Origin of the sequence: Gilliamella sp. ESL0441 (assembly GCF_019469185.1) — a bacterium.
Lineage (GTDB): Bacteria > Pseudomonadota > Gammaproteobacteria > Enterobacterales > Orbaceae > Gilliamella.
The window spans coordinates 993,548-1,008,687 of the sequence record NZ_CP048264.1 but is presented as its reverse complement, the minus strand read 5'-3'; the positions used below and the strand labels follow the sequence as shown (position 1 = coordinate 1,008,687).

Annotated in this window: 13 protein-coding genes; 9 read left to right on the top strand and 4 right to left on the bottom strand. The window is 36.1% G+C overall.

Annotation, left to right across the window (positions count from 1 at the left end):
* Positions 1-3: 3 nt before the first annotated feature.
* Positions 4-372: a dihydroneopterin aldolase gene (gene folB / locus GYM75_RS04430; protein ID WP_220216959.1), complete on the bottom strand. Its 369-nt coding sequence runs from the start codon at positions 370-372 to the stop codon at positions 4-6.
* Between the two features lie 106 nt (positions 373-478).
* On the opposite strand from folB, the gene rsmE reads away from it, so the two are divergent.
* From rsmE to GYM75_RS04385, 9 genes are all read left to right on the top strand, one after another.
* On the top strand, positions 479-1,210 hold the full coding sequence (gene rsmE, locus GYM75_RS04425) for a 16S rRNA (uracil(1498)-N(3))-methyltransferase (protein ID WP_363317372.1): 732 nt from the start codon (positions 479-481) through the stop codon (positions 1,208-1,210).
* Between the two features lie 145 nt (positions 1,211-1,355).
* Positions 1,356-2,312 carry a glutathione synthase gene (gene gshB / locus GYM75_RS04420; protein WP_220216957.1) on the top strand — a complete coding sequence of 319 codons (957 nt, stop codon included), beginning with the start codon at positions 1,356-1,358 and terminating at the stop codon, positions 2,310-2,312.
* Positions 2,313-2,315: 3 nt separating this feature from the next.
* Positions 2,316-2,768: a GNAT family N-acetyltransferase gene (locus GYM75_RS04415; protein WP_220216956.1), complete on the top strand. Its 453-nt coding sequence runs from the start codon at positions 2,316-2,318 to the stop codon at positions 2,766-2,768.
* 21 nt (positions 2,769-2,789) lie between these two features.
* A complete protein-coding gene (locus tag GYM75_RS04410) occupies positions 2,790-3,347 on the top strand; it encodes a YqgE/AlgH family protein (RefSeq protein ID WP_220216955.1) in 558 nt (185 codons plus the stop codon).
* Positions 3,348-3,350: 3 nt separating this feature from the next.
* Positions 3,351-3,761: a Holliday junction resolvase RuvX gene (ruvX, locus tag GYM75_RS04405; RefSeq protein WP_220216954.1), complete on the top strand. Its 411-nt coding sequence runs from the start codon at positions 3,351-3,353 to the stop codon at positions 3,759-3,761.
* Positions 3,762-3,859: 98 nt separating this feature from the next.
* Positions 3,860-4,897, top strand: a complete 1,038-nt coding sequence (gene purM, locus GYM75_RS04400; RefSeq protein ID WP_220216953.1) for a phosphoribosylformylglycinamidine cyclo-ligase — start codon at positions 3,860-3,862, stop codon at positions 4,895-4,897.
* Positions 4,898-5,223: 326 nt separating this feature from the next.
* Complete coding sequence (locus GYM75_RS04395) at positions 5,224-6,525, top strand: tetratricopeptide repeat protein (protein ID WP_220216952.1); 1,302 nt, start codon at positions 5,224-5,226, stop codon at positions 6,523-6,525.
* A 375-nt stretch (positions 6,526-6,900) separates the two neighbouring features.
* Positions 6,901-10,443, top strand: a complete 3,543-nt coding sequence (nifJ, locus tag GYM75_RS04390; protein WP_220216951.1) for a pyruvate:ferredoxin (flavodoxin) oxidoreductase — start codon at positions 6,901-6,903, stop codon at positions 10,441-10,443.
* Positions 10,444-10,720: 277 nt separating this feature from the next.
* Entirely contained in the window at positions 10,721-11,908 is a 1,188-nt protein-coding gene (locus GYM75_RS04385; RefSeq protein ID WP_220216950.1) for a histidinol-phosphate transaminase, read from the top strand.
* A gap of 65 nt (positions 11,909-11,973) precedes the next feature.
* Here GYM75_RS04385 and GYM75_RS04380 read toward each other — a convergent pair whose 3' ends face one another.
* The 3 genes from GYM75_RS04380 to GYM75_RS04370 are packed head-to-tail and all read right to left on the bottom strand — an operon-like array spanning position 11,974 to position 15,122.
* Complete coding sequence (locus tag GYM75_RS04380) at positions 11,974-12,507, bottom strand: C40 family peptidase (RefSeq protein ID WP_220216949.1); 534 nt, start codon at positions 12,505-12,507, stop codon at positions 11,974-11,976.
* On the bottom strand, positions 12,455-13,813 hold the full coding sequence (locus tag GYM75_RS04375) for a DUF3482 domain-containing protein (RefSeq protein ID WP_220216948.1): 1,359 nt from the start codon (positions 13,811-13,813) through the stop codon (positions 12,455-12,457). Before GYM75_RS04375 ends, GYM75_RS04380 begins: the two co-directional genes overlap by 53 nt.
* A 1-nt stretch (position 13,814) precedes the next feature.
* The gene (locus GYM75_RS04370) at positions 13,815-15,122 is read right to left on the bottom strand and encodes a DUF2868 domain-containing protein (RefSeq protein ID WP_220216947.1); all 1,308 of its coding nucleotides are present in this window, start codon (positions 15,120-15,122) and stop codon (positions 13,815-13,817) included.
* Positions 15,123-15,140 lie beyond the last annotated feature (18 nt).

Sequence of the window (15,140 nt, the reverse complement as noted above, 5' to 3'; positions counted from 1 at the left end):
CATTTATTTAGCAGAACGCTGAATGACTACAGCGACATTACTTGCATTAGCAATTGCATCGGGTTTTGATACCTTAATGTTTATCCATTTAACTGAAAATTCGTTAATTACCCGCTCAGCAACCTGTTCAGCAACAGTTTCAATTAATTCAAATTGGTGATTCTCAATAAAAGACGTGATAGATTTACTTACTAAAAAATAATCTAAACAGAGTGATACGTCATCGCTCTTCCCTGCTGGTTGATTATTCCAAGCCATCTCCAAATCAAGAATAAGCTTTTGCTTTAAATTTTTTTCCCAATCATAAACACCAATAGTTGTGAAAACAGTTAGACCTTCAATTAAAACGCGATCATTGCTATTTATGCTCATAATTTATCCTAAACACTAATTAAATTTATTGACTTAAACAGAAGATTACCGAATCTAAATAAATTACGCTATAATTTATTTTAAAAATGTAATGAAATTAAACTTAGTGCTTATGACTCGTATATATCAACCTGTTTCAATTCCTGAAAATAGCATAATGACATTAGATGATAATGCCTTTAATCACCTTATTCGGGTTTTACGAATGAAAACAGGTGAAGATATTATTCTTTTTGATGGAACAAATCACATCACACCAGCAACAATACATGAAATCAATAAAAAATCAGTTACTGTTAAAACAAAGACCACAATTTTAGAAAATCGGGAATCTCCTTTAAAAATTCATCTAGGACAAGTCATATCACGAGGTGAAAAAATGGAATTCACCATACAAAAATCGGTTGAATTAGGTGTAACCAGTATAACCCCCCTTCTTTCTGAACGTTGTGGAGTAAAACTGGATGCTGAGCGGTTAGACAAAAAAGTCCAACAGTGGCAAAAAATTGTGATTTCAGCATGTGAACAATGTGGTCGTAATGTCATTCCGGTAATAAATCCGGTTATGAAGCTGGAAAATTGGTGTGCCAATTTAAGCAGCGGGTTACGATTAAACTTACACCCTAGAGCAAAACATGGTGTTAAACAACTTTCTACCGAACAAACGGATATTAGTTTACTTATTGGGCCTGAAGGTGGGTTATCGGATGACGAAATTAACATGACCCATCACTATCAGTTTACCGATATTTTACTTGGCCCTCGAATACTACGTACCGAAACAGCAGCGCTTACAGCTTTGACAGCACTACAAGTTTATTTTGGTGATTTGGGATAATTCACTGCAAATAATCATATTTCATCATGTTTACATTGCATCTTAATCTGTTACGAGTATGATAGTTGCCAAAGCTCATTGAGTAGTGATTAAAACACTATCTGTCATAATGACATATTAATTGAACAATACAAAAGGAGTTACCATGATTAAGCTTGGTATTGTTATGGATCCAATTAGTCATATCAAATTAAAAAAAGATACTAGTTTTGCCATGTTGCTTGAAGCTCAGAAGCGAGGCTATCAACTTTTTTATATGGAAATGAATGATCTGTTTTTGCGTAATGGTCAAGCTTATGCAACAACTCGAAAGTTAACCGTCCATAACGATCACAATCATTGGTTTGATTTCGATGAAGAGCAAACTTTATCTTTAAACGAACTCGATGTCATCTTAATGCGTAAAGATCCGCCTTTTGACACCGAATTTATCTATTCAACCTATATTTTAGAGCGAGCTGAAGCGCATGGGGTATTAGTGGTAAATAAACCTCAAAGCTTACGGGATTGCAATGAAAAACTATTTACAGCATGGTTTGCGCAATATACGCCTGAAACTCTGGTGACTCGTCAAACTCAATTGATACGATCATTTCATCAAGAACACAAAGATATTATTTTAAAACCGCTTGACGGCATGGGTGGTTCATCAATATTTAGAATAAAAGAGGATGATCCAAATGTATCGGTTATTATTGAAACCTTAACCGAAATGAATAGCCGTTATTGTATGGCACAAAAATTTATTCCTGCGATCAAAGATGGTGATAAACGAATACTTGTTGTCGATGGTCAACCCGTTCCCTACTGTCTTGCCAGAATCCCCCAAAAAGGTGAAACACGTGGTAATCTTGCCGCGGGTGGATATGGTGAAGTGAGACCACTCAGCGAAAGTGATTGGCAAATAGCTAAAGCCATCGCACCAACCTTAAAAGAAAAAGGATTATTGTTTGTCGGGTTAGACATCATTGGTGATAAATTAACCGAAATAAATGTCACAAGTCCAACATGTGTTCGAGAAATTGAAGCCGCCAATCCAGACTTATCGATTACAGGTATGTTAATGGATGCCATTGAAAAACGATTAAATCAAAAGAGTTAAAAAATGATTAGAGAATATCAAACACCTGATCTTGATAAAATAATGCAACTATGGCTTGAGGGAAATCAACAAGCACATGATTTTATCGATCCTAAATTTTTTCAACAAAATTATGAATTTGTTAAAATGTTAATCCCGATGTCAACTATCTATGTACAGGATCTCAATGGTGTAAAAGGATTCATTGGTTTAACCGAAAATTATATTTCAGGTCTATTTGTCGACAAAGATTTTCAACGACAAGGCACAGGAAAAGCATTAATCGATAAAGCGAAGCAACGTTTCAATGAATTACTTGTTCACGTCTATAAAAAAAATAGCGCAGCTATTGATTTTTATCTTTCACAAAATTTTGAAATTGTTTCGGAATCAATAAACGAAGAAACTAATGAACCCGAATTGTTATTGCGTTGCTTAGTTGAGCATAATGTTAAAATTGGCAAATGTGCACTTTAAAATTTACAAAAATGTGAGCATATGAATCTAAAAAATCATTTTATTATTGCTATGCCTACCGTATCAGAAACAATTTTCAGTCGTTCGGTAGTGTATATTTGTGAACATAATCGAGATGGTGCCATGGGCATTATTATCAATAAGCCTATTGCTGAACTTAATGTCGCTACCGTTCTTACTCGACTAGAAATTATGGCACCGAAAAATTGTGCTGAATTGGAATATCCTGTTTTCTCTGGTGGGCCTTTAGCCGATGAACAAGGATTTATATTGCATACACCACATCCGGGGTTTTCATCGAGTATTCAAATATCGGATGATGTTATGATAACAACATCATTAGATGCATTAAAATCAATAGGTACACCAGAACAGCCTAAAGATCTATTTCTTGCCTTAGGGTATTCAAGTTGGCGATCGTTACAACTCGAGGCAGAGGTTGCTCGTAATGATTGGTTAGTGGCTGATGCAGATCCTAATATTATTTTTAATGTTGCAATTGAGGATCGTTGGCAAAAAGCGGCTGAATCATTAGGCATCAACATAAATAGAATTTCACATCAAATGGGAAATGCGTGATTAATGGCAACAATTATTGCATTTGATTTTGGAACAGCGAGTATTGGTGCAGCAATTGGGCAAGACATCACCAAAACAGCCAATTCGCTTTGTTCTTTTAAAGCACGAGATGGCATTCCAAGTTGGCAAGCCATCGAAAAAGTATTGAATGAGTGGAAACCCGATTATTTAGTCGTCGGGTTACCACTCAATATGGATGGCAGTGAACAACCGCTTACCGCCAGAGCACGCAAATTTGCTAATCGCTTACATGGCATGTTTGGCTATCAAGTCCACTTACAAGATGAAAGACTATCGACGGTCGAAGCGAAATCACATATTTTTGCTTCACGTGGTTACCGTGCGCTTGATAAAGGTCATATAGATGCAACTTCAGCTATTATCATTTTAGAAAGTTGGTTTGAAAACCATTAAGGATTTTAACCTTTTATTTATTTTACAAATTATCAGTCGCTAATCATTTATATACTTGCTAAAATAATCAGCAGTTTTATTATTCAAGGACTGCTCTCGTGCCAACTAAAACATCTCTCAGCTACAAAGATGCTGGTGTCGATATCGATGCTGGTAATGAACTTGTTAATCGTATCAAATCAGTCGTCAACGAAACCAAACGACCTGAAGTTATGGGCGGTTTAGGTGGATTTGGTGCATTATGCGCAATCCCACAAAAATATCATGAACCCATTTTAGTGTCCGGTACTGATGGGGTTGGAACTAAATTGCGCCTAGCTATGGATTTGAGCCATCACGATTCGATTGGTATTGATTTAGTCGCCATGTGCGTCAATGATCTGATTGTACAAGGTGCTGAACCTCTATTTTTTCTTGATTATTATGCAACAGGAAAACTCAATGTTGACATTGCAGCAACGGTGGTGACAGGAATCGCGCAAGGTTGTAAACAAGCTGGTTGTGCATTAGTCGGTGGCGAAACAGCTGAAATGCCAGGCATGTATCAGGGCAATGATTACGATCTGGCAGGCTTCTGTGTGGGTGTAGTTGAAAAATCCAAAATGATCGAAGGCAGTCAAATACAAGACGGTGATGCCATCATTGCGTTAGCATCCAGTGGGCCTCACTCTAATGGCTACTCATTAATTCGAAAAATTATTGAAGTCAGCGGGGTCAATCCCTCAACAGAAAAATTGAATGAGATACCGCTTGCAGATCATTTGCTTGCGCCAACTAAAATCTATGTAAAACCGATCCTTGACCTGATTGAGCATGTTAATTTACATGCTATTGCACATATCACTGGGGGAGGCTTCTGGGAAAACATTCCACGAGTGCTACCCGACAATATGCAAGCTATCATTAACGAAAGCAGTTGGCAATGGCCACCAATATTTCATTGGCTACAACAAGCAGGTAAAGTTAGTCACCATGAAATGTATCGTACTTTTAACTGTGGTGTTGGTTTGATTGTTGTCTTACCAAAAGATTGTGTAGATAAAGCAATAGCTTTACTGACAGACCATGGAGAAAAAGCTTGGGTGATAGGAGAGATAAAACACTCATCATCGAATGATAAAGTACTTATCGTATAAATTCGTTATGGTGTTGAACATTTTGATTTACTGTTTAATTGAATGAGATTTAAAAAGCATTTAACAAAAATTAATCTTATAATCAATAAGTTAATTTTAAGATAGGTCAGATAGAATAAGTTAACAATAACGTTAAAACCTAGATTAGATTATTTGATAAATAATAGGTAATATGTCCAAAATAATAAACGTATTTTTTAAATTTTCATCAAAATTTTGAGCTTTAAAAACTATCTATTTAGTTTCAAACATTCTCAAAATAAAAATTTAACTTATTAATAAATAATGCTAAATAGTTTGAAAAAATATAAGGTATATGCAGTATAATGTTAATTCGTTCCAAAATATTATTATTAATCGTTCTAACTATTTTATCGATATCTGTAGTACAGGCTAAAACAAAATGTCTAACTGCTAAAAATAACAAAGCCAATATTGCAGCCTGTACCAGTCTAGCCGACAAGGGTGACGCTAATGCCCAAAATACATTAGGTGAAATTTATTATAAAGAAGCCTTAAAAAATAAATCCTATCATACCAAAGCCAGATTATTATTTGAAAAAGCGGCTAAACAAGGATTAGCTAAAGCCCAATATAATTTGGGTAGTATGTATCGAGATGAATTTAATAACTTTCCAATTGCATTAAGTTGGTTTGAAAAAGCCGCAGCTCAAGGCAACCTTGATGCACAAAACAGTATAGGTTATATCTACGAAAATGCTTCAGGCGGTCAACCACCTAGACACTATTATTTTGATGAAAATGGTGAAAATATTGATCCTGAACTTCCTGATTTAATAGCCAAATTTGTTACCAATGAAAGCTCTTTACCTTCCTCCATTTATCCTCGTGCAATTTACCCAATAAGTGATTATGGACAGGGTATAAATCCAGATATAAATAAAGCGATTGAATGGTATAAAATGGCTGCCATTCAGGGGCATCCGTTAGCCCAAACCAACCTTGCTTATTTTTATTTAATGGGTTTTGGTGTAGATAAAGATGTTAAAGTTGCTTTCGAGTTGTATCAAAGTGCAGCAAAACAAAACTGCATACCGGCAATCAAAACGTTAGCTTTTATGTATTTTCAAGGAATAGCAACGAAAGTGGATGTTCCTAAAGGTTTTAAAATGTTAGAAAAAGCTTACCGCCTTTCACCGGATAATGAGTTATGGAAAGTGATTACAAATATCCAATATAATAATAAATATAAAAAATATGGATTGAAGACTAATCTTAAATTTAAAAAATTACCACAAAGAGAACCGTTCGAATATTCTAATTCCAGTAATGAAGATTTTATTTACGAGCGATTGATCTATTTTAAATCATTCTATCAATTAAATATGATTGAAGATGATGCAATGAAAAGTTTATATATCCGAAATCGAAAAACGAATTCAAGAATATTAGGGGAAACTATTGGTGAAATCACGCCGTTAAGGAAACGTTTTTTACTGAAAAAAGCCATTCAAGGCTATTACAGTGCAATGACATTGCTCAGTCGATATTATAAAGATGAAGAGCTTAATATCAATATAGCTCAACTTTGGCGTAAATATGCAACACGAATGGGCGAAGTAACATACAAAAACTTCTGGCCTGGTTATCCCGAATTAGACGACTAGAGGGCAAATAGTGCCCTTAATAATTATTTTTTACCTAGCTTTTCAATGCAATTTTGTTCTATAATTAAAAAGACTCTATTCGTCTTTTTATATAACTAATTCACCTATTTTTCACTGTATTGAAGTCAACATATTTTCAAGTAATCATCGTGATACTTTTATAAAATCATATAATAAATCAAAAGGGTTATTTTATAATTTTTACTGATAAAATACTTTCAACCGGTTGGTAAACACGTGATAATTATATCTGTCGGAAATACTTTCCTAATTTATTATAAAAATAACTCAAAGCTATCTTAGATTCTGATACAATAACACAAATTTATAATAATTAAGTAATGTCGTAACACTATAAAAGACAAGGTTTTTTTAATGATCATATCTGATGCTAATAGTGCGGTATCATCCGTCGCTTATCGTGCCAATGAAGTCATCGCTATTTACCCTATCACCCCTAGCTCAACGATGGCTGAGCAAGCAAGCACTTGGGCTGAATTTAATAAGCCTAATGTTTTTGGTGATATCCCCAAGGTAGTTGAAATGCAATCTGAAGCTGGCGCTATTTCAACTGTTCATGGATCGTTAATGACGGGTGCTTTAGCGACGTCGTTTACTTCATCACAAGGCTTATTATTAATGATTCCTTCGCTATATAAAATAGCCGGAGAATTAACACCTTTTGTTTTACATGTTGCTGCTCGTACGGTTGCAACCCATGCACTGTCTATCTTTGGTGATCATTCCGATGTAATGTCAATCAGACAAACGGGATTTGCTATGCTTTGTTCAAGTTCAGTGCAAGAAGCCCAAGATTTTGCATTGATTGCCCAAATGGCAACATTGAATAGTCGTGTGCCTTTCGTCCACTTTTTTGATGGTTTCCGAACGTCCCATGAAGTGAATAAAATTTACCCTTTAAGTGATGAACAAATTCATAACCTATTACCGCATGATGCAATAAAAGCTTATCGTAGCCGTGCTTTAACGCCCGATAAACCTGTCATTCGTGGTACGTCGGCTAATCCTGATACCTATTTTCAATGTCGTGAAGCGGTGAATTCTTATTATGATAAGACTTATCAGCATGTTGTCGATGCTATGCAAGCGTTTGAAAAAGAGACAGGCAGACATTACCAACCGTTTGAGTATTATGGGGCAAGTGATGCCGAACGTGTTATTGTCATAATGGGTTCAGGCGTGAGTACTTGTAAAGAAGTTGTCGATTATCTGCTTGATAATAATGAAAAAGTCGGTGTGGTGATTGTCAGATTATTCCGCCCTTTTTCTGCAAAACATTTGTTAGCGGTCATTCCGGATTCTGTTAAAAAAATAGCGGTTTTAGATAGAACAAAAGAACCCGGTGCCCAGGCCGAACCTTTGTACTTAGATGTTATGACCGCTTTTGCGGAAAGCTTTAGCCAAGGTGAACGCCATTGTTTACCAACCGTTGTTGGTGGGCGTTATGGTTTGTCGTCTAAAGAGTTTGATCCTCGCTGTGTCATGGCTATCTTTAACGAGCTGTTAGCGGAGAAACCTAAACCACGCTTTACCGTTGGGATTTATGATGATGTAACCGGATTGTCGTTAAAATTACCCGAAAAATCTATTCCACAAAAATCTGCGCTTGAAGCATTATTTTATGGTTTGGGTAGTGACGGTACGGTTTCGGCGACTAAAAATAATATTAAAATTATTGGTGATAGCTCACCATTTTATGTGCAGGGCTATTTTGTTTATGACTCGAAAAAAGCGGGTGGCTTAACGACTTCGCATTTGCGGGTAAGTTTGGAGCCTATTGATTCCCCTTATTTAATCACTAGCGCACATTTTATTGGCTGCCATCAAGACCAATTTATCGATAAGTATCAAATCGTTGAAAAACTAAAAGATGACGGGATCTTTTTACTTAATACACCTTATAGTAAAGACGAAGTTTGGCACCGTTTACCGAAAGAAGTTCAAGTACAATTAATTCAGAAAAGAGCACATTTTTATATTATTAATGCCGCTAAAATTGCCCGAGAATGTAATTTAGGTGCCCGTATTAATACCGTTATGCAAGCGGCTTTCTTTCATCTTTCTGAAATATTTAAAAACGATTTTAGCATCACACAGCTTAAAGAAGTGATAGCCAAAAGTTACAGTAGCAAAGGTCAAGAATTAGTCGAAAACAACTGGAAAGCCCTTGATTTAGCGATTGCTTCTTTAGAGCAAATTCCGTTAAGTTGTGTCGATCAAAGTAGCGCATCACGCCCTTCTATAGTACCAAGTAATGCGCCTGACTTTGTGAAAGTAGTGACGGCATCAATGCTTGCCGGTTTAGGCGATAACTTGCCAGTATCTGCCTTTCCACCCGACGGCACTTGGCCAACGGGCACCACAAAATGGGAAAAACGAAACATTGCCGAAGCGATTCCAATTTGGCAACCCGATCTTTGTACTCAATGTAATCATTGTGCGGTTGCGTGTCCTCATGCGGCAATTCGAGCTAAAGTGGTGTTACCTGACGATTTGGCAAACGCACCGGATTCATTAAGTTCACTCGATGTAAAAGCTCGCGATATGCGAGGTCAACGCTATGTTTTACAAGTTGCCCCTGAAGATTGTACGGGTTGTAATTTATGTGTTGAGGTATGCCCTTCTCGGGATCGTAATAACTTTGATATTAAAGCAATTAATATGCAATCACGCATTGATAATTTAGAGACGCAACGCACCAATTTTGCGTTCTTTAACGATTTGCCTGATCGTGATATCAAAACACTTGAACGTATTGATGTCCGTACATCGCAGTTATTAACGCCATTGTTTGAGTATTCAGGTGCTTGTGCCGGCTGTGGTGAAACCCCTTACATTAAATTGTTAACGCAACTTTATGGTGATCATCTTGCCATAGCTAATGCAACCGGTTGTTCTTCAATTTATGGCGGTAATCTACCTTCTACCCCTTATACTACCGATCGTTATGGTCGTGGCCCTGCTTGGGCAAATTCGTTATTTGAAGATAATGCCGAATTTGCTTTAGGTTATCGCATCACTTATGACCAACATAAAAAACGGGCGTTACGTTTGCTTGAACATGTAGCGGGTGAGATTTCGCCCGAAATTGTCCTTGCGTTACAATCTCCTGATGCCACAATTGATGATAAACGTAAGCAGGTTGCTTTATTACGTGATCAACTAGCGCATTTAGACTCACCTGAAGCAAAAGAGTTAATTCAAGATGCGGACTATTTAATCGAGAAGTCAGTTTGGGCAATTGGTGGAGACGGTTGGGCATATGATATTGGTTTTGGCGGACTGGATCATGTGATGAGTTTAACCGATAACGTTAATATTTTAGTGTTAGATACACAATGTTATTCTAATACTGGCGGTCAGCAATCTAAAGCAACGCCAATGGGTGCCGTGTCTAAATTTGCCGATTTAGGTAAACATAAAGCGCGTAAAGATTTGGGTGTTAGTGTGATGATGTATGGGCATGTTTATGTTGCACAAATTGCATTAGGTGCACAGCTTAATCAAACGTTAAAAGCCTTGCAAGAAGCCGAAGCCTATGACGGCCCTTCTTTAGTGATTGCTTATAGCCCTTGCGAAGAGCATGGTTATGATTTAGCAAAATCGCATGAGCAGATGAAAGATTTAGTTAAATCAGGATTCTGGCCACTGTATCGTTATGATCCACGACGCACAGCAGAAGGTAAACCGGGCTTAGTACTGGATTCTAAATCACCTAATAGTGAATTATTATCGAATATCTTATTGAAGGAACAGCGTTTTAGACGTTTAGAGACGTTAGAACCGGTCATTGCCAATACTTTGCATGAACGTTCAACCAAAATGGTAAACGCTAAATTTAAATTCTTGCAAATGTTATCTACTTATTCTGATATAGAAACACCCGCAGATAGTTAATAAGTCGAGAGTGGATATACAGAATCGTATCAATCAATAAGACAGTTGCTTATGTTGCTAAACATAAGCAATTGATCTTATTTCTCGATTCCCTATAGTGCAAAACAGCACTGGTTAAGTGCGCTTTTTAACCAAATTAATTCGTTTAATCTTCTACATTTACCCTTCTTTACTTTGCTATAGTGTTAATCGTCTATTAGCTATGGTTGTCAGACTTGGTACGCTTTTTGCGCCATTTTCTTAGCCAATAAAGGATTAATTAATCGTGAGGTGAAAAATGGTCGCAACTTTAAATATTAATCGAAGAAAGTTATTAACAATGTCTTCCGCAGCAATTGCTGGTTTAACTGTTAATCAATTACTGTCCAAAGCTTATGCGCAAGAAACACAAAACACAGTGTCATACTCGTTACCAATACTTGATAACGTAGTGACACCAAACCTTAACAATCCAGTAAGACTAAATTTTAATGAAAATGCGCTTGGTATGTCTGGATCAGCTAAACAAGCAGCCATCGATGCCATACCTAAAGCCAATCGCTATGCGAAAGCTGAAATGCCACTGCTAAACAAACGATTAGCTAAACATCATCATGTAAGCGATGATCATATTTTGTTAACTGCTGGGTCATCTGAAGGCATCCGAAGTGCAATCGCCGCTTATGTGAAACCCAATACACAATTAGTAATACCAGAATTAACTTATAGTGACGGCGAACATTTTGCTAAAATCTTTAAATTGAAAGTAACCAAAGTGCCGAGCTTAGCAGATTGGCAAATTGATATTAAAGGCTTACAAAAAGCGGTTGAAGATTATCAAGGTTATTCAATTGTTTATTTAGTCAATCCTAATAACCCTACTTCGACTGTATTTGCCAACAGTGAAATAGAATCATGGTTGACAAGCAAACCCAAAAATACGGTATTTATTGTCGATGAAGCCTATGCCGAATTCGTAAATGATCCAACTTTTAAGTCGGTTGATTACTTAATATCGAAGGGGTTTGATAATATCGTTTTACTGAAAACGTTTTCAAAAATTCATGCTATGGCAGGTTTACGTGTGGGTTATGTGGTAAGTTCAGCAGATAATATTCGTCATATTGCCCAATACGTTGCAGGCGAAAAGTTAAATTATTGCGGTGTATGCGCAGCTTTAGCATCAATGGATGATGTGCAATTTCTAACTTATTCCAAGAAAGCGGTTGATGTGTCACGCACAATTATTGAAAAGACATTATCAGATCTTGGGTTACATTATCTTAAATCTGAAACTAACTTTCTGTTTCATAAAAGCCCTATTGATCTAAAAAAATATCGGGAACTTATGAAACAAAATTTTATTTTAATAGGACGAGATTTTGAGCCTGCTACAAATTGGTGTCGAATATCTTTAGGAACACCAAGTGAAATGCTATATGTTGCTAATGTAATGCGAAATTTAAGAAATCAATCTGTGATTTAATAACATTAAACTATCAAAAATTAAAATGCTCACTAATCATGTTATAGTGAGCATTATAGTCATTTTTAGATATCGCTTATTCGTCTAGTCATCCAATAACGTTGTTTCCAATAACTTTGATTCATATTGGAATAAATAACGCCTTTCGATGATGAAGCATGTAAGAATTTTCCGTCTGCATAATAGATACCAACATGTAAGCCACTACCTCGACCACCTGTTTTAAAAAAGACCAAATCACCTGCTTTTGGTGTACTAACTTTATAACCTAATTTAGCTTGTTCAGCCGCACTTCTAGGTAATTTTTTGGCCAGTTTATTTTTAAAGAAATTCATGACTAATGCAGAGCAATCACTACCCGCTAAAGTTGTTCCACCATAACGATAAGGCGTGCCTTGCCATTTTTTGTAGTGAGATTCAATTTTAGCTAACATAGTACGATCAGATTTATTATTTTTTATCGCCACCTGACCTTGAGTACTACTACAACCGAATAACATAAAAAGAGAAAAGATCAAGGCGATGATAAAACACCGTTTTCTTCCATTAGGATAATTGATTAGCAACATCCTTGATTGTCGATTGTCTTTTTTCGTCATACCTTTTCGTTCCTTTATTTAAAGTCGACCATTTCGAATAACGTCTAGCCAATTTCAGACTTTTTGGTAATACGCCTTTTTCCCATTCTTTATTGTCTAAATTTGACAATTTAATCGGGCTAGTATTCGCATGGCTACGATTACACAAATTTTGTTTTAAAAGAATTAAGCGTAATGAAAGGAAACAAATTATAGCATCATCAACACTTAATTTACTGTATCCAGAAAGCTGATAACGCATTCTGGCCCCATAATGTCTAGCCGTTTGCATCAAACTACCCACGGCTCCACCAATTAGAGCAGCTGAACCAAATGTTAAACCACCTGTAGCTAAATCGATGCTTGCTCCTATGGTTGCACCAGATACAAAGCCTTTGGTTAAATGAACCCCCATCATTTTGAGGGCATCCACATTAAATAAGTCAGCTTTATAACGCCCCTTAAGTAAGGGTAAACCTTGTTCTGATTCGTAATTTGCATCAAATTGATAAAGCTTAAGTAAATCATCAATCGCTTTTTGCTCTCGCTTTCTAACTTTATTTTGCATATCGGCAATGGCCTGTTTATCATCAGACTTTGCCATTTGATAGTAAGCAGTAACATCAACCAGCGTTTCAGCAATAATCAAATTAGCACTTTGATTACGTGAAGATTGCATATCCGCTATTTTGTTTAGCCATTCATTTAAGATAGCTTTTGCTGGTTCTATTAATAAAGCGAGACTTTGATACAATCTTTCCTCACCATCCAAAGGTGGGAATATGGCGTCGAACCGTATCATAGCATGAATTCCGACACGAGAGAGTAACATTTTCCATTCCTTTTCATTTTGCTTTTCTTTCTCGGTAAAATTCAGCACAGCCAAAATAGGCTTATCACTGTTTGCTAAAATGGCTAATTCATCATGAAACTTAGGTAGAATGGGTTCTCTCACATCGATAACATAGATTGCTGCATCACTATTTAAAACTTGCTTAATAACTTTTGCTTCCTGATTGAAAAGGCTTTCTGCTTCAGGGCTTTGTAAAAAAATTGTTAATTTATCGATACCATCAAGTTTAGTATCATGGGAAGTGAGTTGATTGATATAATCAAACAGTGCCAAGCTATCTTCTAAACCTGGAGTATCATAGAAAATAATAGACTTATGATGAGCAAGTCTTAAAGTAATTGACTCAACGTGTCTTGTTGTACCCGGTCTATCTGATACCTCACCAAAATGGCTATTTCTAATTAAAGTACGTAATAACGATGTTTTACCAACGTTTGCATGACCAACAACAGCCAGTTTTAATGTTGCCATCATTTTACTGTTCCTTTTTTAGCCATGACAACCCAGCAAACTCATAAGGTAAAGATTGCCAATTTGTTAATTGTTTACCTTGGTTAATAAACCAAATTCGACTTTGTTGCGATTTTTCAATTAGTTGATTCAATAAATTCAATACCCCCCTATCGGGTGCGCGATCGGTATCAATTGCTATCAATAATTTTTGAGCAGGTTTTAATTGTAAATAATCTAAAATTTTTCGTCTTTGCTCACGGCTATTTAAAAAACCCAAAAAATAGACTGAATCTGGTGGAATCCAATCTTCAGAGATATCAATAGCGACTAAAAACTCGCCATTACTAGAATCAATAGCATTTTCAGTTTGATAAGAATGATGCCTTATTCCATATCTATCTTCATCAATAATTTCGATACTAATAGGTTGTAAATCGTTGGCTAAAATTTGATATTCGGGTGAGTCTAAATTTAATCTGATTTGTCGACTGCGTATTTTCCAATTGATGCCACAAATGACCATACATAAAATTCGAATAAACAGTCCATATACAATGAACACACCTAATAGCCACATCGCCCATGATGAACGAACTTCGCTGTCACTCAACGCCTGTTCACTAAAACGAATCACATCATCTTTAGGAATCGAAAAACCAAACATTGAAGGGATGAAACCCAAATAATGGGTTAATTGAATAATCTCATTTGGACTAAGTAAAGTCGACTTCCATTCAAAACTATAGTGCTGAGTTGAAAACAAAATCAATAACACTAACAATGCAAAGCTTAATATAATTGTCCAATAAAGATTAAGCACAAATCCGACAAACCAACGAATATTGTTACCAAATAGTTGAACAAAAGCTGGAATGAGTTCTTGTATTGTCTTTTTCTGAGAAAGTTTTTTAGCTAACCATATCCAGCAATGTATTAATACACTTCCACCAAATTGAGAAAAGAAAAAAAATGAACAAATCCAAATTGATAGTGTGATAAAATGGACACCCAATAAACTAAAAAGTGCCCAATATAGATTAACAGGATTTTGGCTCAACGCTCCAAAGGCTAAAGAACCACCAAGAAAAGCAGACAATATCAGTAATAAAACAAAAGAAATTTTTAACGTGTGCAGTAATAATTTCTGTGCTGAATAAAGCCCATTGAGTTTAGATAGAGCTAATGCGCGCAAAACAATACGTTGAGTTAATGATGTGTTTTGCTTCGCTCTGATTTGGCGATTTATATCTTGATCAGCAAAGCGTCCTGATTCATTTTCAATCAGGCGTATTGTTTCTGTTAGCCATAATGATTTTAACTCTTCTCGCATTATACTTATTCTTAATGT